Raw genomic sequence first — 18,759 nt, forward strand, 5'->3', positions numbered from 1 at the left:
CGGACCGGTCCCGAAGCCAGTGGTTTTCCGACGCCGTGTTGTGTATAACGACCTATACCATGGGGCAGGAATGGCAGGCAGCGGTCGAGTACGTCGCGGCTCGGGCGGAGGGACCGCCGCTGCCGGAGGACCTGGACGTCACGATCCACTTCCACCCGGACCGGCTGGTGGGGGCGGTGCCGCTGCTGCGGCACTGGCTGACCGACGGGGTCTACCGCTCGCAGTTCGAGACCGGCACGGGCAACGGCGGCCTGACCGCGCACCCCGGCGGCGCCCGGTGGCACTGGGAGCACCGGATGTTCGGCGGCGTCTACGACGAGCTGCCGCCGTCGCAGCGGCCGAAGTACGGCTCGCTCGACCACCGCCGCCGCCGGGCCGGTGGCTCGGTTCGGTTCGGGTCGGCGCACTTCCGGCTCAAGCGGGACGTGCTGACGCGCACGACGTTCTGCTACCCGGACAGCTTCCACGAACCGGCGCACTTCGGCACGCGCACGCACATGCCGCTGATCCCGCTCGTCGAGGCGGCCGCCCCCGACGAGCTCGACGACTACATCGAAGCCCACGTCCACGGCCCGCTGCGACTGCCGGACGACGTCGCGGCCCTGGTGCTGGACCCGTCCTTCCGGGGCACCGACGTCGAGGCGGCGGCCGCCGGCTTCCGGTTCCCGACGTACTGGCACCACGGGTTCCGGCTCTCGGTGGCGGAGCTCGCCCGGCACGCGGACTACCGCGGCGAGGAGGCCGTGCGGGCCGGCGAAGACATCGCCGAGGACGGGTGGCTGGACGCCCGCGTCATCGGCGACGCCGTCCGCGCCGGCCGGCACGACCCCCAGGTGCTCAAGCGCGTGTGGCACTGCACCGCGCGGTTCGGCCTACGCGGGTAGCAGTGCCTCGGCCAGCCGCCGCCAGTGCGGCATGGCCGAGGTCCCCGGCTCGACCCCGATGACCTGGACGCCGACGTGGTCGGCGCCCGCGTCGAGGTGCCCGCCCAGCTTCGCGGTGATCGCCTCGAGGTCGCCCCAGAGCACGAGGTCGTCGACGAGGCGATCGCTGCCGCGGCCGCCGTCGATGTCCTCTTCGGTGTAGCCGAGCCGCCGGAACTTGGCGACGTTGTACTCCGAGGTGAGGTACAGGTGCAGGTGGGCGCGGGCGATCTCCCGCGCCCGGGCCGGGTCGGTTTCGAAGAGCACGGCGTGCTCGACGCCGAGGAACGGGCCGGCGCCGAGGATCTCCCGTGCCTGGGCCGTGTGTTCCGGCGTCACGTGGTAGGTGTGCGCGCCCGCCGACCGGTCGCGGGCCAGCTCCAGCATCTTCGGGCCGTACGCCGCGAGGATCCGGCGCATCGGGCCGTGCGGGGCGGGGTTGACGTCCTTGCCGGCGTCCAGCGCGTCGAGGTAGTCGTTCATCGCCCGGAGCGGCTTCACGCCGGGCTTTCCGGCGCCGAAGCCGAGGCCCAGCAGGTGGCGGTCCGGGTAGGCGTCCGCCAGCAGCAGGGCCGCGCCGCGGGTCCACTGCGGCTCGCGGGCCCAGATCTGCGCGATGCCGTTGACGACGGTGAGGCGTTCGGTGGCCGACAGCAGGAAGCCGGCGTGCGTCAGCGCTTCCCGGCCCTCGCTCTCCGGGATCCAGACCGCCGGCCAGCCGAGCTCTTCCAGTTCCCGCACCGAATCCCGGATCAGGCCGGCCGGCTGGTCCTCGAAGTCGAACGTCCAGATCCCGTAGCGGCCGAGCCGCATGTTCTCGATCGTACCCATAAATCGAAGTATCGCAGATTTACGATATAAGCGGCCGACGGGGTGGTGAACCCGGGGGAGGGTGAGGTCAGAGAGAGCGGCCGAGGACGGCGACGAGCTCGGCGATCCGCGCTTCGTCCCGCTTGTAGTGCGTCCACTTGCCGACCCGCGTCGCCCGCACCAGCCCGGCGCGCTGCAACGAAGCCATGTACGCCGACACCGTCGACTGCGCGAGCCCCAGCTTCTCCTGGATGTGGCTCACGCACACCCCGACCTCGACCGGATCGGCGATCGCCCGGTCCACCGGGAAGTGCCGCTCAGGGTCCCGCAGCCACCGCAGCACCCGCAGCCGCACCGGGTTCGCGAGCGCCTTGAAGACGTCGAGCAACTGCTCGACCTCGGCCTCGGATCCAGTGCGCGTCGTCATGGTGTCGCTGCGAGTATATCGGCGTATAACGACCTATACTCACCGGCGTGACCGAAGAACCCCGGCCCCACGCGCCCATCACCGAAGCCGCCGTCCTGGCCTGGCTCGAGACGACGGCCGCCGCCGTCGAGGCGGGAGAGGTGAGCGCCCAGGAACTCATCGACATGCTCGGCGAGCTGCGCCGCGCGTCCGCGGCCTGCGCCGACGCCTCGGACTGGCTGCTGCTCGCGGCCCGTGAAGGCGGCGCCAGCCTGCGGCAGATCGCCCCCGTCTTCGGCAAGGGCTACGTCCGGGCCCCGGCCGCGCGCCTGGAGAAGCTCCACCGCCAAGCCCAGACCTCGGGGCAGTGGCTGGCCATCCTGCGGCACAAGCAGACCGCGTGAGCGCGCGCGTGGACCGCGTCGCCCTCGGCCTGGCGGCGCTCGGCCGTCCCGCGTACATCAACCTGGGGCGGGACGCGGCGCTGCCGCCGGTGCGGGACGTCGCTTCGATGCGCGCGGCGACCTTCGCGGTGCTCGACGACGCCTACGCCGCGGGCGTCCGGCACGTCGACGTCGCCCGCTCCTACGGGCGCTCCGAGGAGTTCCTCGCCGGCTGGCTCGCCGAGCGCGGGCCCACCGGCGTCGAGATCTCCAGCAAGTGGGGCTACGCCTACGTCGGGGAGTGGCGGCTCGACGCCGGCGTGCACGAGGTGAAGGAGCACTCGGCGGCGCGGTTCGCCGCGCAGTGGGCGGAAACCCTGGCGCTGCTGGGGGATCGGGTCGGGCTGTACCAGGTGCATTCGCTCACTGTGGACAGTCCGCTCTTCACCGACGAGCCGTTGCTCGAAGCACTCGCGGAGCTGTCCGCGAACGGTGTCGCGGTCGGGTTTTCCACCTCCGGGCCGGCTCAGGCGGACGCGATCGAGCGGGCGTTCGCGCTGGAAGTGGCCGGGCGTCCGGTGTTCTCGGCGGTGCAGTCGACGTGGAACGTCCTGGAACCGTCCGCGGGGCCGGCGCTGGCCGCGGCGCACACGGCCGGGAACCGGGTGCTGATCAAGGAAACCCTGGCCAACGGCCGGCTGGCGGTCGAAGCCCCGGCCGTGGTCCGGGAGATCGCCGCCGCGCACGGGACCGGGCCGGACGCGGTCGCGGTGGCCGCGGTGCTGGCGAACGAGTGGGCGGGCCAAGCGGTCATCGGCCCGGCGAGCCCGGCTCAGCTCGCGGCGAACCTGCGGGCCACGGCGCTGGACCTGACCGCGGCGGAACGGGAATCACTGACCGCGCTCGCCGAGGAGCCCGGGGCGTACTGGCGACACCGGTCCTCCTTGGAGTGGGACTGACGGGCTGCATTACCCTTCGCAGGCACGCCACGGACAACAGGAGGCCGGAGCAGGTGCGTCATCGGCAGGCGATCGCGTTGGCCGCGGTCGCGTTCGTGGGTCTCACGGGCTGCGACGGGCCCGATCCGAACAACCTCGAGACGTACTACGACGATCCGGTCCCCACGTCCTCGGCGGTCCCGGCGGCACCGAAGACGTCGGAAGTCCCGGTGAGCCCGGCGAAGGCGGCCCCGGCGCAGCCTGATCTCGGTGGCCTCGCGCAGCGGGCGCTGCTGTCCGACGCCGACGTCGCCGAGGAAGGCGTGCAGCCGGGCTCGGGTGAGGCTTCGGGCTGCCTGGCGGACGGGCCGTCGGCGGCCGGCCGGACGGCGACCTGGCGCTACCCCAGCGGGTCGGTGCTGAGCCACCGTGTCGTGGTGTTCCCGGACCGATCGGCCGCCCGGGCCGTCGCCGAGAACGAGTGCGCGGGCAAGCCGGTGACCGTTCCCGTCCAGGCCGGGGTCGAGCGGCAGCAGGCCTGGTGCGACGGCAAGACCTGCACGGTGCTGCTGGCCAAGGGACTGCTCGTGTCCGAGCTGACGGTCTCGGCGAGCACGGAGACCCGGGCGGTGGACGCGGCGAAGCGCCTGCTGCCCGCGATGACGGCGAAGCTCGCCGCTCAGCCGTAGCGGCGGAACCATTCCTGGACGCCTTCGCGGCCGTCGGGGATGAAGGGCAGCTCCGGAGCCGGGTCGTCGACCCAGGCCCGCAGCTCCGCCAGGGTGATCCAGCGGCCTTCGACGATCTCTTCGGCCTGGTGGCGGATCGGGCCGTCCCAGCGGACTTCGAAGGCGAAGTTGTGGCAGCGGTTGCGCCCGTCGTCGTAAACCTTGGTGAACAGGGGCACGGGTTCCACTCCCTGGACACCGAGTTCCTCGGCGAGTTCGCGGCGCGCGCACTCGGCCGGGGTTTCGCCGGCGGCCACCACGCCGCCGGCCCAGCAGTCCCAGGTGGAGGGGAAGACGTCCTTCCCGGGGGTGCGGAGGTGCACGTAGACCGCGCTTCCGTCACCCGAACGGACCAGGACGACGCCGGCGGCGTGCCACAGGCCCTCGCGGCGGAGGCGGGTGCGGACGGTGCTGCCGACCACCCTGCCGCCCTGGTCATAGAGGGCAACGAGTTCGTCACTGCCTGGCATGGGTGCATCGTTCCACTAGGACGACCCCGTAGGGTGGTGACATGCGGCGGATCATGGGAACCGAAGTCGAGTACGGCATCTCCGTGCCGGGCGACGCGACGGCGAACCCGGTACTCACCTCCACCCAGGTCGTGCTGGCCTACGCGGCCGCGGCCGACATCCCGCGCGCCCGGCGGGCGCGGTGGGACTACGAGGTGGAGAGCCCGCTGCGGGACGCGCGCGGGTTCGACCTGACCGGCCCGGGCGGCCCGGGGCACGACCCGGACGTCGAGGACCTGGGGGCGGCGAACGTCATCCTCACCAACGGCGCGCGGCTGTACGTCGACCACGCGCACCCGGAGTACTCGGCGCCCGAGGTGACGAACGCGCGCGACGCGGTCATCTGGGACAAGGCCGGCGAGCGGGTGATGGAGGAGGCGGCGATGAAGGCCGCCTCCGTGCCGGGTCAGCCGCAGCTGCAGCTGTACAAGAACAACGTGGACGGCAAGGGCGCCAGCTACGGCACCCACGAGAACTACCTGTGCGCGCGGTCGACGCCGTTCACCGCGATCATCGCCGGGCTGACCCCGTTCTTCGTGTCGCGGCAGGTGGTGACCGGCTCGGGCCGGCTCGGCATCGGCCAGCAGAGTGAAGAGGCCGGGTTCCAGCTCTCCCAGCGCGCCGACTACATCGAGGTCGAGGTCGGCCTGGAGACCACGCTCAAGCGCGGGATCATCAACACCCGCGACGAGCCGCACGCGGATGCGGACAAGTACCGCCGGCTGCACGTCATCATCGGCGACGCGAACATGTCGGAGTACTCGACGTACCTGAAGGTCGGGACGACGGCGCTGGTGCTGGACCTGATCGAGTCGGGCATCCGGTTCGACGACCTGAAGCTCGACGAGCCGGTCAAGGCGGTGCACCAGATCAGCCACGACCCGACGCTGAAGACGCAGGTCGCGCTGGCCAACGGCAGGAAGTACACCGGGCTGGACCTGCAGTTCGCCTACCACGAGATCGCCTCGCAGAACCTGGAGCGCACCGGCGCCGACCAGGCCTCGAAGGAGGTCCTGCGGGTCTGGGGCGAGATCCTGGACGCCCTGGCGCGCGACCCGCAGGAGTGCGCGGACCGGCTGGACTGGCCGGCGAAGCTGCGGCTGCTGGAGGGCTACCGCCAGCGGGACAACCTGGCCTGGGGCGCGCCGCGGCTGCGGCTGGTCGACCTGCAGTATTCGGACGTGCGGCTGGCGAAGGGCCTGTACAACCGGCTCGTCACCCGCGGCTCGATGAAGCGGCTGGTCTCGGAGGAGGAGGTGCTGGCCGCGGTGACCACGCCTCCGTCGGACACGCGGGCCTACTTCCGTGGCCGGGCGCTGGAGAAGTACGCGACGTCGATCGCGGCGGCTTCGTGGGATTCGGTCATCTTCGACGTGGGCAAGGAGTCGCTGGTGCGGATCCCGACCTTGGAGCCGCTGCGGGGGACGAAGGCGCACGTCGGCAAGTTGCTGGACAACGCGGCGACGGCGGAGGAGCTCGTGGAGGCGCTCACCGGTTCGGACTAGCGGGACGCACCAGCGATCGCGGTGTTACTAATCCGGCCAAAAGTAGGCCGGACCCCGAACGGCACGTAACAGTTGCTACGAAGCCATCCGGCCGTGACTGTGGTCGGATTAGTAACGATCGGCACAGTACCCCGAATGTCGGGGCCGCTGGGTAGGCTAGGAAACATCAGCCACACCGGGAGGCGAGATGGCCCAGGAAAAGATCGAAAAGCACGGCGGTGGTGACTCCGACGAGGAGTTCGACGACACCGGCGCGGCGGGTCAGGAGCGGCGCGAGAAGCTCGGCGAGGACGTGGACACCATCCTCGACGAGATCGACGACGTGCTCGAAGAGAACGCCGAGGACTTCGTCCGGGCCTACGTGCAGAAGGGCGGCGAATAGCCGCTCGGGCGCACTGCGCCCTTGCCGACCGTTCAGCCGGCCGGCCGGGGTTCCGCGTGGCGTCCTGCGCGCGCGGGGCTCCGGCCCGCACAGATGGGATTTTTGAGCACGTATGGACAACACCAGGGGCATCTCGGGTCCCGCGCTGCCTGCGGCGTACTTCTCCTCGGCGACGTCGTCGTTTTCGGACTTCCTGCGCGTGCAGGCGCCGGAGCTGCTGCCCGAGCGGCGCGTGGCGCCGGGCGTGGCCGAGCTGGGCATCCCGCACGGGACGACGATCGTCGCGTGCACGTTCGCGGGCGGTGTGCTGATCGCGGGTGACCGGCGGGCGACGTCGGGCAACCTGATCGCGAGCCGCGACATCGAAAAGGTGCACGTCACCGACGAGTATTCGGCGGTCGGCATCGCGGGCACGGCGGGGCTGGCCGTGGAGATGGTGCGGCTGTACGCGGTCGAGCTGGCGCACTACGAGAAGATCGAGGGCGTTTCGCTGTCGCTGGACGGCAAGACGAACAAGCTGGCCGGGATGGTCAAGGCGAACCTCGAGATGGCGATGGCCGGGCTGGCGGCGATCCCGCTGTTCGTGGGGTACGACCTGGAGGCCGAGGACGCCAAGCACGCCGGGCGGATCGTGTCGTACGACGCCGCGGGCGGCCGCTACGAGGAGAACGGCGGGTACGCCGGGATCGGTTCGGGTTCGCTGTTCGCGAAATCCGCGCTGAAGAAGCTGCACGACCCGGACGCCGACGTCGAAGGCGCGATCCGCGTCGCGGTGGAGGCCCTGTACGACGCGGCGGACGACGACACGGCATCGGGCGGCCCGGACCTGGTGCGGCGAATCTTCCCGAGCGTCGTGACGATCACCGCGGAGCGCGGCGCCGTCCAGCTGCCCGAGTCCGAGACCGCGGCGGTCGCGGAGGCCGTGGTGGCGGGGCGGATCGAGCGCCAGCAGCGTCGGCTCGCCTGACTCCGGAGCTGAACCAGTGAACGTTGGAACACCGAAAGACCTGGAGCGCACACCGTGACGATGCCGTTGTATGCCTCTCCCGAGCAGCTGATGCGGGAGCGTTCCGAGCTGGCGCGCAAGGGCATCGCGCGCGGCCGGAGCGTGGTGGTGCTGAAGTACTCGGGTGGCGTGCTGTTCGTGGCGGAGAACCCGTCGGCGACGCTGCACAAGGTCTCCGAGATCTACGACCGGATCGGCTTCGCCGCGGTCGGCCGCTACAGCGAGTTCGAGAACCTGCGCGTGGCGGGCATCCGCCACGCGGACCTGAAGGGCTACCAGTACGACCGCCGTGACGTGAGCGCACGGGCGCTGGCGAACGCGTACGCGGCAACGCTGGGCAGCATCTTCACCGAGCAGCTCAAGCCGTTCGAGGTCGAGGTCTGCGTGGCGGAGGTAGCGGCGACCGCGGCGGAGGACCAGCTGTACCGCCTGACCTACGACGGCTCGATCTTCGACGAGCCGCAGTACATCGTGATGGGCGGCCAGAACGAGAAGATCGCGGCCAAGCTGAAGGAGACGTTCGAGGACGGCCTGGACCTGCAGGCGGCCCTGGGCGTGGCGGTGGCGGCCCTGCGGACACCGACCCAGCCGGCCCCGTCGACGTCATCGGCGGGCTCGTCTTCTTCGGCGAACACCTCGGCCAACGGCAACGGCGAGGCCGACCCGATCAAGCTGGAGGTGGCGGTTCTGGACCGCGACCGCCCGCGGCGCGCATTCCGCCGCCTGACGGGGGCAGCACTGGACACCCTGCTGCCGGTCCCGGACCCGAAGGGCGAGGAGCCGGAGGCCAAGCCCGAAGGCGAGTGAATGCCTGAACGAACAGAAGCGGGGCGTGGCCAGAAGGCCGCGCCCCGCTCCCGTTCCGGTCAGGCACCCCGCCCTCGGCCACACCCTCTGCCGACCGATACGCAGCCGCTGAACAATCCGGCGTTCGGGCCGGCGGGAGAAATCCGGCAGGGCTAACTCCGGCAGGGTTCAGGACGTAGCCGGAGAAGTCCGAAAATTCTGATCAGCAAAAGCAAGCAGATAAGGCAACGTAGCCCGAGCGGTATGCCAGGTGTGGTTGAACCCCCGCTCAGCATGCACCACCGCCTCCTGCCCCCGGGCATGCAGAGCATCAGCGATCCGGCGCGCCGTCGAGACGTCGGTAGGCGCACCGGTGCCGACCGCGAGCATCACCGAAATCGGCGCCGGGAACTGCATCGCCGGCAGGTACCGGCGGGGCGTGTTGGCCGCGATGGCCGCCCGGTTGCCGTCGAGGATGCCGACCGAGTCGTTGAGGTCGTCGTAGGGCAGGGCGATCACCAGGGTGGCGAACTCGTCGACGTGGTGGAGGCCGATGTTGAGCGCGCCGAAGCCGCCGCCGGACATGCCGCCCAGCGCCCGGTGGGTGCGGTCGGCGAGCGTGCGGTAGCGCTGGTCGACGCCCGGGACCACGGTGCCGGCCAGGTAGCTCTCCAGCTGCGGGCCGCCGGGCACGTTCAGGCACTCCCAGTCGGTGCTGGGGTTGCCGGCGGTCAGGTCGACGCTGACCACGATCATCGGTGCGATGACGTTGGCCTGCTGGAGCGCCAGGAGGGAGCCGGGGGCGTCGCCGGAGGTGAGCCAGTCGCGGGGGCCGCCGAAGGGGTAGCCGTGGATCAGGTAGACGACCGGGTAGCGGCGGGTGGGGTCGCTGTCGTACCCCGGCGGGAGGATGACGTAGTTGCTGCCCGACGGGATCCCGTGGGCGGGGTCGGGGAGGTTGACGACGTCGATCCGCTGCCCGGCGGCCGCCGCGCCCGCGCCGGGGTGCGGCGCGGGCGACGACGAATCCGACGAGGAATCCGGAGACGAGCCCGACGACGGCTCGGGGGCCTCCTTGCCGTCGTCGAGCAGGCGGCCGGCGAGGTTGACGACGCCGGGGCCGCGCTGGAGGAGCCGGGCCAGGTCGTCGGAGGTGCGGACGTACCCGACGTAGCTGTTGACGGCGGTGACCGACGCCAGCAGCAGGAGCACGCCGAAGGCGGTGAACCCCCAGCGCCGGACGCGGCGGCGGTACCACAGCGTGACCACGACGGCGAGGACGGCAACGGCGGCCGAGGCGAAGCCGAGCCAGATGAGCGGTGACTCGAGCGGGCCCAGGTCGCGGGCGCGGGCGGTGACGTCACCCGGCAGCACCGGGTCGCTCGCGGCCCGGTGGATGGCGCTCGCCAGGCCCAGCCCGTCCATCGATTCCCCGCCCGTCCCCTGGCCGCGGGCAGGAGGGCCCGCAACTCGATCACGAAGCTAGCGAGGACTCCCTGTGGGTTCGTTGAGAGAAGGTAAAGCAACCTCACAGCCGGTAGAGCGTCAGGGCGCGGGGACGGGACCGGAAGCGGAACCGGTTGCCGAGCGGGCCGACCTCGCCGTCGGTGGCGACGCGGCGGTTGCCGTCGAGCAGCTCGACGTCCAGTTCGGGCAGGTCCAGCTCCTGGTAGACGTGACTGGCGGCGAGGCTGCGGGTGATCATCGCGAGCAGGAACCGGGCCCGGGAGTAGGGCAGGTCGGCGCGCAGGTAGCGGATGTCGAGCAGGCCGGTGTCGAGCGCCGGGCGCCGGCTCGGGGCGAACCCCTTCGGCGCGTACGTGCCGTTGCCGACGAACAGCAGCCAGACCTGCGTCCGCTTGCCGTTGAGCCGGACGGTCAGCGGCTTGGCGTGCCGCAGCGTCCTGGCCAGCGCGATCGCCGCCGAAGGCCACTTCGGGTGCTTCTCCTGCAGCTTCTCCCGCAGCCGGACCATCTCCGGGTAGCCGCCGAGGCTGGCGGTGTTGACGAACCAGCGGTGGTCCGGCTCGCCGGCGCCGTCGATCTCGACTTCGCCCAGGTCGACGCGGACCGCGTTGCCGACCTCGGTGGCCGCGTCGGCGTCGGGCATGGAGCTGACGCCGACGTCGCGGGCGAAGTGGTTGAGCGTCCCCGCCGGGACCAGCGCGAGCGGCAGGTCGCGCTCGGCGGCGACCGAGGCCACCGCCGCGACGGTGCCGTCCCCACCCGCGACGGCCAGCGCGCGGACCGTGCCACGGGCGTCGATCTCGGCTTCGAGCTGGGCGCGCAGGCCGCGCTCGGGGTCCGGGTAGAGCAGCGTGGCCTTGGGCCAGGCGAACTTGACGTCCTCGGTCGGGTCCTGGCCCGCCACGCCGGAGTTCGGGTTGACGACGGCGAGCATGTCCTCGCCGTCGACCATCTCGGGCGCGTCGGCGTGGTGGGCGGTGCGGCCTGGGACGTCGTCGTGCAGCGGCCACCAGTGCCGGGTGGCCAGTCCCACGCCGACGCCGATGCCCAGGCCGACGCCGACGTCGGACGGCCAGTGCACGCCGGTGTGGACCCGCGAGTAGGCCACGGCCAGCGCCAGCGGCGCCACCACGAGCCCGGCCTGCGGCGACTCCATCGCCACCGCCGTCGCGAACGCGGCCGCGGACGCGGAGTGGCCGGAGGGGAAGGACGAGGACGTGGGCCGTTTCCGCAGGCGGCGACGCATCGGCGTCTCTTCTTCGGCCGGTCGGCGGCGGGGGAAGAGCGGCTTGCCGATCAGGTTGGCCGCGGCGCTGGCCCCGGCGATCGCCACGACCCCGCGCAGCGCTCCCCGGCGGGTCGCGCCCGGGCGGGTGGCCAGCAGCGCGGCGACCCCCCACCACAGGCGCGACTTGTTCGCCGATTTCGACAGCGTCATCAGTGCGTCGTCGACCTTCGAGGCGGGGAGCGCGGCACTGCGGCGCATCAGGGCGCGGTCGGTCCGGCCGACCCGCCGGAAGGCCCGGATGAGCTGGTGTGACAAGGAGTCCGCCTTCCGCACGTCGTCAAGAGCTGTGCTCCAATCGTGCCTGATTCGGGGAGATTTCACCGTCTGTGGCGTACTGGGGGCGTGTCGACGCCCGAACGGCGCACCGTCGACGGGGGTGCAGCGCCTACTCTGGTGGAATGCAGCGGCGGATCTTTGGCATCGAGACCGAGTTCGGGGTCACGTGCACCTTCCACGGACAGCGCAGGCTCTCGCCCGACGAGGTGGCGCGCTACCTGTTCAGGCGGGTCGTGTCGTGGGGACGCTCCTCCAACGTGTTCCTGTCGAACGGCTCGCGGCTCTACCTCGACGTCGGCTCGCACCCCGAGTACGCGACGGCCGAATGTGACGATCTGGTCCAGCTCGTCACGCACGACAAGGCCGGGGAGCGGATCCTCGAGGACCTGCTGGTCGACGCCGAACGGCGGCTCGCCGACGAAGGCATCGGCGGCGACATCTTCCTGTTCAAGAACAACACCGACTCGGCGGGCAACTCCTACGGTTGCCACGAGAACTACCTGGTGACCCGGGCGGGGGAGTTCTCCCGGATCGCGGACGTGCTGCTCCCGTTCCTGGTGACCCGCCAGCTCATCTGCGGCGCCGGCAAGGTGCTGCAGACCCCGCGGGGCGCGGTCTACTGCCTGTCCCAGCGGGCGGAGCACATCTGGGAGGGCGTCTCCAGCGCCACGACGCGCTCGCGGCCGATCATCAACACCCGGGACGAGCCGCACGCCGACGCCGAGCGCTACCGGCGCCTGCACGTCATCGTGGGCGACTCGAACATGGCCGAGCCGACGACCATGCTGAAGGTCGGCTCGGCGAACCTGGTGCTCGAGATGATCGAGGCCGGCGTCCAGTTCCGCGACTTCACCCTGGACAACCCGATCCGGGCCATCCGCGAGATCAGCCACGACCTCACCGGCCGCCGCCAGGTGCGGCTGGCCGGCGGGCGCGAGGCCTCGGCGCTGGACATCCAGCGCGAGTACTACGCCCGCGCGGTCCAGCACATCAAGGACAACGGCACGACCGCGGCGAACGAGCGCGTCATCGAGCTGTGGGGCCGGGCGCTGGACGCGGTCGAACAGCAGGACTTCGGCAAGATCGACACCGAGATCGACTGGGCGATCAAGCACCGGCTGGTCGAGCGCTACCGGCACAAGCACGACCTGGACCTGTCCAGCCCGCGCATCGCCCAGCTCGACCTGGCCTACCACGACATCCGCCGGGGCCGGGGCATCTTCGACCTGCTCCAGCGCAAGGGCCTGGTCCGCCGGGTCACCGACGACGGCGAGATCGAAGCCGCCAAGGACACCCCGCCCCAGACGACCCGCGCGAAGCTGCGCGGCGACTTCATCGCCGCCGCCCAGGCCGCGGGCCGCGACTTCACGGTCGACTGGGTGCACCTGAAGCTGAACGACCAGGCCCAGCGCACGGTCCTGTGCAAGGACCCGTTCCGTTCGGTCGACGAGCGGGTCGAACGTCTGATCAGCTCCCTCTAGCCCGTACCCGTCGTGAGTGGTAACGCGGGTTCTAACCCGCCTTACCACTCACGACGGGGATCGGGGCGTTCCCGACGAAAGTCGCGTGACGGGTGCGGCAGGATCGCCGCATGCGTGTCGTGCTGATCGTGGTCGCCTTACTGGTTTCGCTCGCGGTTCCGGCGTCGGCGGGGGAGCACCTGCCCGCCTGGGAGCTGAAGGCGACCGGCGTCACCGCCCAGTTCCGCGGCCTGGCCGCGGTCAGCGCCCGGGTCGCCTGGGTCAGCGGTACGCAGGGCACCGTCCTGCGCACGGTCGACGGCGGCCGCACCTGGGCGCCGGTCGGGCCGCCCGGGACCGAGGCGCTCCAGTTCCGCGACATCGAGGCCTTCGACGCCGACCACGCCGTGGTCCTCTCGATCGGGCCGGGGACCGACTCCCGCGTCTACCGGACCGACGACGGCGGCGCGCACTGGCGCCAGACGTTCCAGAACACCGACGCGGCGGCGTTCTACGACTGCCTCGCCTTCTTCGACCCGTGGCGTGGCCTGGCGATGAGCGACCCCGTCGACGGCCGCTTCCGGGTGCAGACCACCTTCGACGGCGGCCGCAGCTGGCTCCAGGTGCCCGACAGCGGCTTCCCGCCGGCGCTGCCCGGGGAGGCCGGGTTCGCGGCCAGCGGCCAGTGCGTCACGACGGCGGGCCCGTTCGACGCCTGGCTCGCCACCGGCGGCGGCGCGACCGCCCGCGTCCTGCACTCCGGCGACGGCGGCCGGCACTGGACGGCGTCGGACACGCCGTTGCCCAGCAGCTCGTCGGCGGGCGTGTTCGCCCTGGCCTTCCGCTCGCCGTCGCAGGGCATCGCGATCGGTGGCGACTTCGCGAACCCGGGCGCGCCCGGCCCGGCCGTCGCGCTGACCCGGGACCGCGGCCGCACCTGGACGACCCCGCCCCAGTACCCCGCCGGCTACCGCTCGGGGCTGGCCTGGCGCGGCGGGACGGTGCTGGCGGTCGGCCCCGGCGGCAGCGACTACAGCCCCGACGGCGGCCGGCACTGGACGTCGTTCGACACGGGCAGCTTCGACAGCGTCGACTGCGCCGGGGCGGCCTGCTGGGCCAGCGGCGCCGGAGGCCGCGTCGCCCGGCTTCGCTAGAGCACCTGGCCGGTCGGGCGGACCATGATCTCGTTGACGTCGACCGAGGGCGGCTGCTGCAGGGCGTAGAGGACCGCGCGGCCGATGTCGTCGGGGTGGAGGTGCGGTTTCTCGCGCTGCTCGTCGGTGAGGATGTCGGTGTCGGTGATGCCGGGGTTGATCAGCGTGACCCGGACGCCGGTGCCGACGGCCTCCTCGCGGATGGCTCCGGCCATCCCGGTCACGGCCCACTTGGTCACGGAGTACAGGCTCGCGTTGCGGATGTAGCGACCGGCAACGGACCCGGTGATCAGCAGGTGGCCTGCGGTTTCCTTCAGTGCGGGGAGTGCCGCGCGGGCGGTGTAGGCGGCGCCGAGGACGTTCGTGCGGACCATGGGCTCCCACACGCGCGGGTCGGGATCGTCGTCGCCGAAGAAGGAGGTCCCGATCCCGATCCCGGCGTTGGCGAAGGCGGCATCGAGCCGTCCGAACTTCTCGACGGTCTCGGCGACGGCCCGGGAGATGCTCGGCCAGTCACCGACGTCGGCGCCGAGGGCGAGCGCCCGGTCTTCACCGAGTTCGACGGCGAGCGGAGCGACGGATTCGGCCTTGCGGGCGACGAGGGCGACCTTGAACCCGGAGGCGGCGGCCAGGCGCGCGGTCGCGGCGCCGAGGCCGCGGGACGCACCGGTGATGAGGAGAACGCGATCATCCATGGCTCCAGACTAGGGAGTCAGGACGAGCCGGCCGCGCAGTCCGCCCGCGGCCAGCCGTTCGTGCGCGGCCCCCGCCTCGGCCAGCGGCAGGGTGCCGGCGACGCGGAGGGGGAGCGTGCCGTTTTCCGCCAGGCGGGCCAGCTCGGCCAGGCGTCCGCCGTCCGCGCGGATCCAGACGGTGCGGACGCGGATCCCGCGCAGGGGGATCGGGGCGGCGCCCGCGGCGAAGGCCACGAACTCGCCGCCGCCGCGGACCGCGTCGAGGGCGTCCAAGCCGAGCAGCGCCGTGTCGAGGGCGGCGTCCACCCCGCCCGGGACCACCGCGCGCACCCGGTCGCCCAGCGACGGCCCGCGTGGCACGAACTCGTCGGCGCCGAAGGCCCGCACCTGGGCTTCGTCGGCTTCGGAGGCCACGGCGACGACCCGCAGCTTCCGCGCGTGCGCCAGCGCGACGGCATACCCGCCGACCGCGCCGGCCGCCCCGGTGACCAGGACCGTGCCGGTGGTTTCGACCAGGTCGAGCGCCTGCGCGGCGGTCAGGGCGTTCAGCGGCAGGGTCGCCGCTTCGACCGCCGAAACACCCACCGGAGCGGGCGCGACCGCCGACGCGTCCAGGACGATCCGCTCGGCGTAGGCGCCGAGCGGCGTGGCGATCCGGTCACGCAGGCCGACCACCGCCTCGCCTGCCCGGAACCCGGTGTCCCCGGCGTCGTCGATCGACCCGGCGACGTCCCACCCCAGCCCGAGCACCGCCCGCGCCGGAACCACCCCGGCCGCACTCAGCACCCCGCTCCTGGTCGCCAGGTCCACCGGGTTCACCGCGGCCGCCGCCACCCGGATCCGCACCTGACCCGGACCCGGCTCGGGCACGGGTACCTCGGCGAACTCCAGGACCTCCGGCCCCCCGAACCGCCGGACCACCACCGCACGCATCGCCTGCTCCTCTCCACCGGGCACCTTCCCCCACGAACGTATGGGGAGCTACTCTCCGATGGGAAGTACGCACCCGCAGGTTCCCTGCTCACCAGGAGGTTCGCCCGGTGCCCACGCGCACGGCGGAACAGCGGCGGCAAGCCGAAAAAGCCGCCTACGACGCCTATCTGGCGGCGTGCCCGACCCGGAAGCTGCTCGACGAGATCGCCGGCAAGTGGGTCAGCCTGATCCTGGTCGCGCTCGGTGACGGCCCGCAGCGCTACAGCGACCTTTCGCGGCGCATCGCCGGGGTCAGCCAGAAGATGCTCACCCAGACCCTGCGGGTGCTCGAACGGGACGGTCTCGTCCGCCGCGAGGTGACGCCGGCGGTGCCCGTCCGCGTCGACTATTCCCTTACGCCGCTGGGGGAATCGCTGCGCGCGCTGATGGCCGGGTTCAAGGCGTGGGCCGAGGCCAACTTCGAAGCCGTCGACGCCGCCCGGACCGATTACGACGCGCGTACCCCGGACCTCACGATCGGGCCGGGCGGCGCGGGCTAGGCTCTACCGGGTGTCCACCGCACGCGCCGAACGACTGGTCAACCTGGTACTGGCCCTGTTGTCCACCCGGCAGTACCTCACTGCCGAAAAGATCCGCGGCATCGTGCCCGGCTACGGCGACGCGGCCAGCGACGAGGCCTACTTCCGGACGTTCGAACGGGACAAGACCGAGCTGCGCGAGCTCGGCATCCCCCTGGAGACCGGCCGCAACTCCGCGTTCGACGCGATCGAGGGCTACCGCATCGCCCGCCGCGACTACGAACTCGGCGAAATCGACCTCGCTCCCGACGAAGCCGCCGCGGTCGCGCTGGCGTCCCGGCTGTGGGACTCCCCGGAGCTGACCGGCCAGGCGCAGGGCGCGCTCGTGAAGCTGCGCGCCGCCGGCCTGGAGGTCGACGACCAGGCGCCCACCGTGGTCGAGCCGCGCGTGCGCGCCGAACCGGCGTTCGGGCCGCTGCTGGCCGCGGTCCAGAACGGCCAGGCCGTCCGCTTCGAGTACCGCCGCAGCGGCTCCCCGGAGCGGATCATGCGCACCCTCGAACCGTGGGGCGTGGTGTCGTGGCGGGCCCGCTGGTACGTCGTCGGGCACGACCGGGACCGCGGCGCCACCCGCTGCTTCCGGCTCTCCCGCGTCACCGGGCAGGTCCGCCCGGTCGGCAAGCCCGGCGAGGTCCGGCGCCCCGAGGGCGTCAACCTGCTCAAGCTCGTCACGGCCACCGTCGACAGCGAACCGGCCCCGGTCACCACCGCCCGGCTCTGGGTCGCCGACGGCCGCGCGGCCGGCGTCCGCCGCCGCGGCACCGTGGTCGGCCGCGCCACCGTCGACGGCGAAGAGGGCGACCTCGTGGAGATCGGGCTGCTGTACCCGGAATCGGCCGCCGACTGGATCAGCGCGCAGGGCCCGGACGTCGTCGTGTACGAACCCGACGTGCTGGCCAAGAGCGTCCAGGACCGGCTGGAAGCCGTCGTCGCCCGGCAGGGGAGCGCGTTGTGAGCGGGTCCACCGACCGGATGCCGAGACTGCTCGCCCTCGTGCCGTACCTGCTCGCGCGCCCGGGCGTCCGCATCGACGAGGCCGCGCACGACTTCGACGTCTCGCCGAAGCAGCTGCGCAAGGACCTCGAGCTGCTGTGGATGTGCGGGCTGCCCGGCTACGGCCCCGGCGACCTGATCGACCTGTCCTTCGAGGGCGACACGATCGTCGTCACCCACGACGCCGGGATGAGCCGCCCGCTGCGCCTGACCGGCGGCGAAGCGACCGCGCTGCTGGTGGCGCTGCGCGCGCTGGCCGAGACCCCGGGCGTGGTCGACGGCGACGCCGTCCGCCGCTCCATCGCCAAGATCGAGGCCGCCGCCGGGCAGGCCCAGCCGGCGGGCGTGATCGTCGGCGGGGGAGTCCGCGAAGGCAAGAAGACCGCGCGGACCCGCGAGGAGGTCGCCCGCGCGCTGCAGGGCGGGCGGGCGCTGCGGATCCGCTACTACACCGCCTCGAAGGACCAGATCACCGAGCGCACGGTCGACCCGATGCGGCTGCTGATCGTCCAGGCGGTGGGCTACCTCGAGGCCTGGTGCCGCCGCGCCGAGGACGTCCGGCTGTTCCGGCTCGACCGGATCGACGAGCTGACGGTCCTCGACGAGCCGGCGCGCCCGCCCGCGCACGCCCACCCCACCGACATCTCCGAGGGTGTCTTTCGTGAGCGTCCCGACCAGCGGGAGGCCGTCCTGGTCCTCGACCCGGACGCACGCTGGGTAGCCGAGTACTACCCGTGCGAGGAGCTCGACGAGCTCGACGGCGGCCGGCTGCGGATCCGGATGCGCTACGCCGACCAGTCCTGGATGGTGCGCCTGGTGCTGGGTCTGGGCGGGGAAGCGCTGGTGGAGAGCCCGGCCGACCTCGCGTCCGACGTCGGCCGCCGGGCCGCCGACGCCGTGGCCCGAGCCCGTCACCTTCCGTCAACCTGCGACCACTAGGCTGATCGCGTGCCGTACCTGCCCGCCGCCGTGCTCATCCTGATCGGTCTCGCCGGCCTCGTGGTCCTGCTGGTGCGGACCGTCAAGGTCTTGCGTGCCTTCCGGCAAACCACAAGCATGGTGGTGACGAACACCCAGGACCGGGCCGGGCTCGTCCGCGCCCGGTCGGCGGGACTGCGCGTCGCGTTCGCGCGGCGCCACCGCAAAGCGGAAAACCAGTAACATCCCTACCAGACGCAGATAGGAGGCCACCATGCTGAACGGATTGCAGCCGTGGCATTTGATCATCTTGGTGCTCGTCGTCGTGCTGCTGTTCGGGGCCAAGAGGCTTCCCGACGCGGCCCGGTCCATCGGCAAGTCCATGAAGATCTTCAAGGCCGAGACCAAGGATCTCACCGGCGATAAGGCCGCGGCGCACGAAGACGCCGAGCCCGTCGAGACGAAGCAGATCCCGGCCACGCCCGCCGCACCCGCTTCGACCGACCAGCAGGTCGCCGACCTGCAGCGGCAGCTCGACGAGCTGAAGAAGCAGCAGGCGGCCGAGCAGCCGCAGAAGAACGTCAGCTGAGCGGCTCCGGCCACACCCGGTCCCCGGTCCAC

General features: G+C 72.1%; 22 protein-coding genes. 15 read left to right on the plus strand and 7 right to left on the minus strand.

What is annotated here, in order from left to right:
- The first annotated feature begins 59 nt into the window (after positions 1-59).
- A complete protein-coding gene (locus tag C2L58_RS39270) occupies positions 60-884 on the plus strand; it encodes a DUF3626 domain-containing protein (protein WP_103342679.1) in 825 nt (274 codons plus the stop codon).
- On the opposite strand, the gene C2L58_RS39275 is transcribed toward C2L58_RS39270, so the two are convergent.
- Together C2L58_RS39275 and C2L58_RS39280 are read right to left on the minus strand one after the other, a co-directional pair.
- Positions 873-1,754: a TIGR03620 family F420-dependent LLM class oxidoreductase gene (locus tag C2L58_RS39275; protein ID WP_103342680.1), complete on the minus strand. Its 882-nt coding sequence runs from the start codon at positions 1,752-1,754 to the stop codon at positions 873-875. The two genes, C2L58_RS39270 and C2L58_RS39275, sit on opposite strands and share 12 nt — an antisense overlap.
- A gap of 67 nt (positions 1,755-1,821) precedes the next feature.
- Positions 1,822-2,160, minus strand: a complete 339-nt coding sequence (locus C2L58_RS39280; protein WP_103342681.1) for an ArsR/SmtB family transcription factor — start codon at positions 2,158-2,160, stop codon at positions 1,822-1,824.
- A 47-nt stretch (positions 2,161-2,207) separates the two neighbouring features.
- Between C2L58_RS39280 and C2L58_RS39285 the strand changes: the two genes are divergently transcribed.
- Genes C2L58_RS39285 through C2L58_RS39295 form a run of 3 tightly spaced genes read left to right on the plus strand, consistent with a single transcriptional unit; the run spans position 2,208 to position 4,149 of the window.
- Positions 2,208-2,543: a hypothetical protein gene (locus C2L58_RS39285; protein ID WP_103342682.1), complete on the plus strand. Its 336-nt coding sequence runs from the start codon at positions 2,208-2,210 to the stop codon at positions 2,541-2,543.
- A complete protein-coding gene (locus C2L58_RS39290; protein ID WP_233226190.1) occupies positions 2,540-3,481 on the plus strand; it encodes an aldo/keto reductase in 942 nt (313 codons plus the stop codon). Before C2L58_RS39285 ends, C2L58_RS39290 begins: the two co-directional genes overlap by 4 nt.
- 53 nt (positions 3,482-3,534) lie before the next feature.
- The gene (locus tag C2L58_RS39295; protein WP_199191658.1) at positions 3,535-4,149 is read left to right on the plus strand and encodes a hypothetical protein; all 615 of its coding nucleotides are present in this window, start codon (positions 3,535-3,537) and stop codon (positions 4,147-4,149) included.
- Here C2L58_RS39295 and C2L58_RS39300 read toward each other — a convergent pair.
- On the minus strand, positions 4,140-4,658 hold the full coding sequence (locus tag C2L58_RS39300; RefSeq protein WP_103342684.1) for an NUDIX domain-containing protein: 519 nt from the start codon (positions 4,656-4,658) through the stop codon (positions 4,140-4,142). The genes C2L58_RS39295 and C2L58_RS39300 overlap by 10 nt on opposite strands.
- Positions 4,659-4,699: 41 nt before the next feature.
- On the opposite strand from C2L58_RS39300, the gene dop reads away from it, so the two are divergent.
- The 4 genes from dop (at position 4,700) to prcA (ending at position 8,397) form a co-directional block, all read left to right on the plus strand.
- Positions 4,700-6,202 carry a depupylase/deamidase Dop gene (dop, locus tag C2L58_RS39305; RefSeq protein WP_103342685.1) on the plus strand — a complete coding sequence of 501 codons (1,503 nt, stop codon included), beginning with the start codon at positions 4,700-4,702 and terminating at the stop codon, positions 6,200-6,202.
- Between the two features lie 187 nt (positions 6,203-6,389).
- Positions 6,390-6,584 (plus strand): ubiquitin-like protein Pup, encoded by a 195-nt coding sequence (locus C2L58_RS39310; protein ID WP_013226725.1) that lies wholly within the window; start codon positions 6,390-6,392, stop codon positions 6,582-6,584.
- 112 nt (positions 6,585-6,696) lie between these two features.
- Entirely contained in the window at positions 6,697-7,551 is an 855-nt protein-coding gene (gene prcB, locus C2L58_RS39315) for a proteasome subunit beta (protein ID WP_103342686.1), read from the plus strand.
- A gap of 54 nt (positions 7,552-7,605) precedes the next feature.
- Complete coding sequence (gene prcA, locus C2L58_RS39320) at positions 7,606-8,397, plus strand: proteasome subunit alpha (protein ID WP_103342687.1); 792 nt, start codon at positions 7,606-7,608, stop codon at positions 8,395-8,397.
- Positions 8,398-8,565: 168 nt separating this feature from the next.
- Here the strand turns inward: prcA and C2L58_RS39325 are convergent, their stop codons facing one another.
- Both C2L58_RS39325 and C2L58_RS39330 read right to left on the minus strand, forming a co-directional pair.
- Positions 8,566-9,801 (minus strand): alpha/beta hydrolase, encoded by a 1,236-nt coding sequence (locus C2L58_RS39325; RefSeq protein ID WP_103342688.1) that lies wholly within the window; start codon positions 9,799-9,801, stop codon positions 8,566-8,568.
- Positions 9,802-9,904: 103 nt separating this feature from the next.
- On the minus strand, positions 9,905-11,386 hold the full coding sequence (locus C2L58_RS39330; protein ID WP_103342777.1) for a bifunctional phosphatase PAP2/diacylglycerol kinase family protein: 1,482 nt from the start codon (positions 11,384-11,386) through the stop codon (positions 9,905-9,907).
- Between the two features lie 143 nt (positions 11,387-11,529).
- On the opposite strand from C2L58_RS39330, the gene pafA reads away from it, so the two are divergent.
- Both pafA and C2L58_RS39340 read left to right on the plus strand, forming a co-directional pair.
- Positions 11,530-12,888 (plus strand): Pup--protein ligase, encoded by a 1,359-nt coding sequence (pafA, locus tag C2L58_RS39335; RefSeq protein WP_103342689.1) that lies wholly within the window; start codon positions 11,530-11,532, stop codon positions 12,886-12,888.
- 110 nt (positions 12,889-12,998) lie between these two features.
- On the plus strand, positions 12,999-14,021 hold the full coding sequence (locus C2L58_RS39340) for a WD40/YVTN/BNR-like repeat-containing protein (protein ID WP_103342690.1): 1,023 nt from the start codon (positions 12,999-13,001) through the stop codon (positions 14,019-14,021).
- On the opposite strand, the gene C2L58_RS39345 is transcribed toward C2L58_RS39340, so the two are convergent.
- Both C2L58_RS39345 and C2L58_RS39350 read right to left on the minus strand, forming a co-directional pair.
- Positions 14,018-14,716 (minus strand): SDR family oxidoreductase, encoded by a 699-nt coding sequence (locus tag C2L58_RS39345; RefSeq protein ID WP_103342691.1) that lies wholly within the window; start codon positions 14,714-14,716, stop codon positions 14,018-14,020. The two genes, C2L58_RS39340 and C2L58_RS39345, sit on opposite strands and share 4 nt — an antisense overlap.
- 9 nt (positions 14,717-14,725) lie before the next feature.
- Positions 14,726-15,649 carry an NADP-dependent oxidoreductase gene (locus C2L58_RS39350; RefSeq protein ID WP_103342692.1) on the minus strand — a complete coding sequence of 308 codons (924 nt, stop codon included), beginning with the start codon at positions 15,647-15,649 and terminating at the stop codon, positions 14,726-14,728.
- 107 nt (positions 15,650-15,756) lie between these two features.
- Between C2L58_RS39350 and C2L58_RS39355 the strand changes: the two genes are divergently transcribed.
- From C2L58_RS39355 to tatA, 5 genes are read left to right on the plus strand one after another with little or no spacing between them, the layout of a single operon-like run.
- Complete coding sequence (locus tag C2L58_RS39355; RefSeq protein WP_003065074.1) at positions 15,757-16,188, plus strand: winged helix-turn-helix transcriptional regulator; 432 nt, start codon at positions 15,757-15,759, stop codon at positions 16,186-16,188.
- Positions 16,189-16,198: 10 nt separating this feature from the next.
- Positions 16,199-17,182, plus strand: a complete 984-nt coding sequence (locus C2L58_RS39360; RefSeq protein ID WP_103342693.1) for a helix-turn-helix transcriptional regulator — start codon at positions 16,199-16,201, stop codon at positions 17,180-17,182.
- Positions 17,179-18,159, plus strand: a complete 981-nt coding sequence (locus C2L58_RS39365; RefSeq protein WP_103342694.1) for a helix-turn-helix transcriptional regulator — start codon at positions 17,179-17,181, stop codon at positions 18,157-18,159. Before C2L58_RS39360 ends, C2L58_RS39365 begins: the two co-directional genes overlap by 4 nt.
- Before the next feature lie 9 nt (positions 18,160-18,168).
- Positions 18,169-18,381 carry a bacteriophage holin gene (locus C2L58_RS39370; RefSeq protein ID WP_103342695.1) on the plus strand — a complete coding sequence of 71 codons (213 nt, stop codon included), beginning with the start codon at positions 18,169-18,171 and terminating at the stop codon, positions 18,379-18,381.
- Positions 18,382-18,412: 31 nt separating this feature from the next.
- Positions 18,413-18,727, plus strand: coding sequence for a Sec-independent protein translocase subunit TatA (tatA, locus tag C2L58_RS39375; RefSeq protein ID WP_103342696.1), 315 nt, complete (start codon positions 18,413-18,415; stop codon positions 18,725-18,727).
- The last annotated feature ends 32 nt before the right edge of the window (positions 18,728-18,759 follow it).

Source organism: Amycolatopsis sp. CA-126428 (assembly GCF_002904335.1).
Taxonomy (GTDB): domain Bacteria; phylum Actinomycetota; class Actinomycetes; order Mycobacteriales; family Pseudonocardiaceae; genus Amycolatopsis.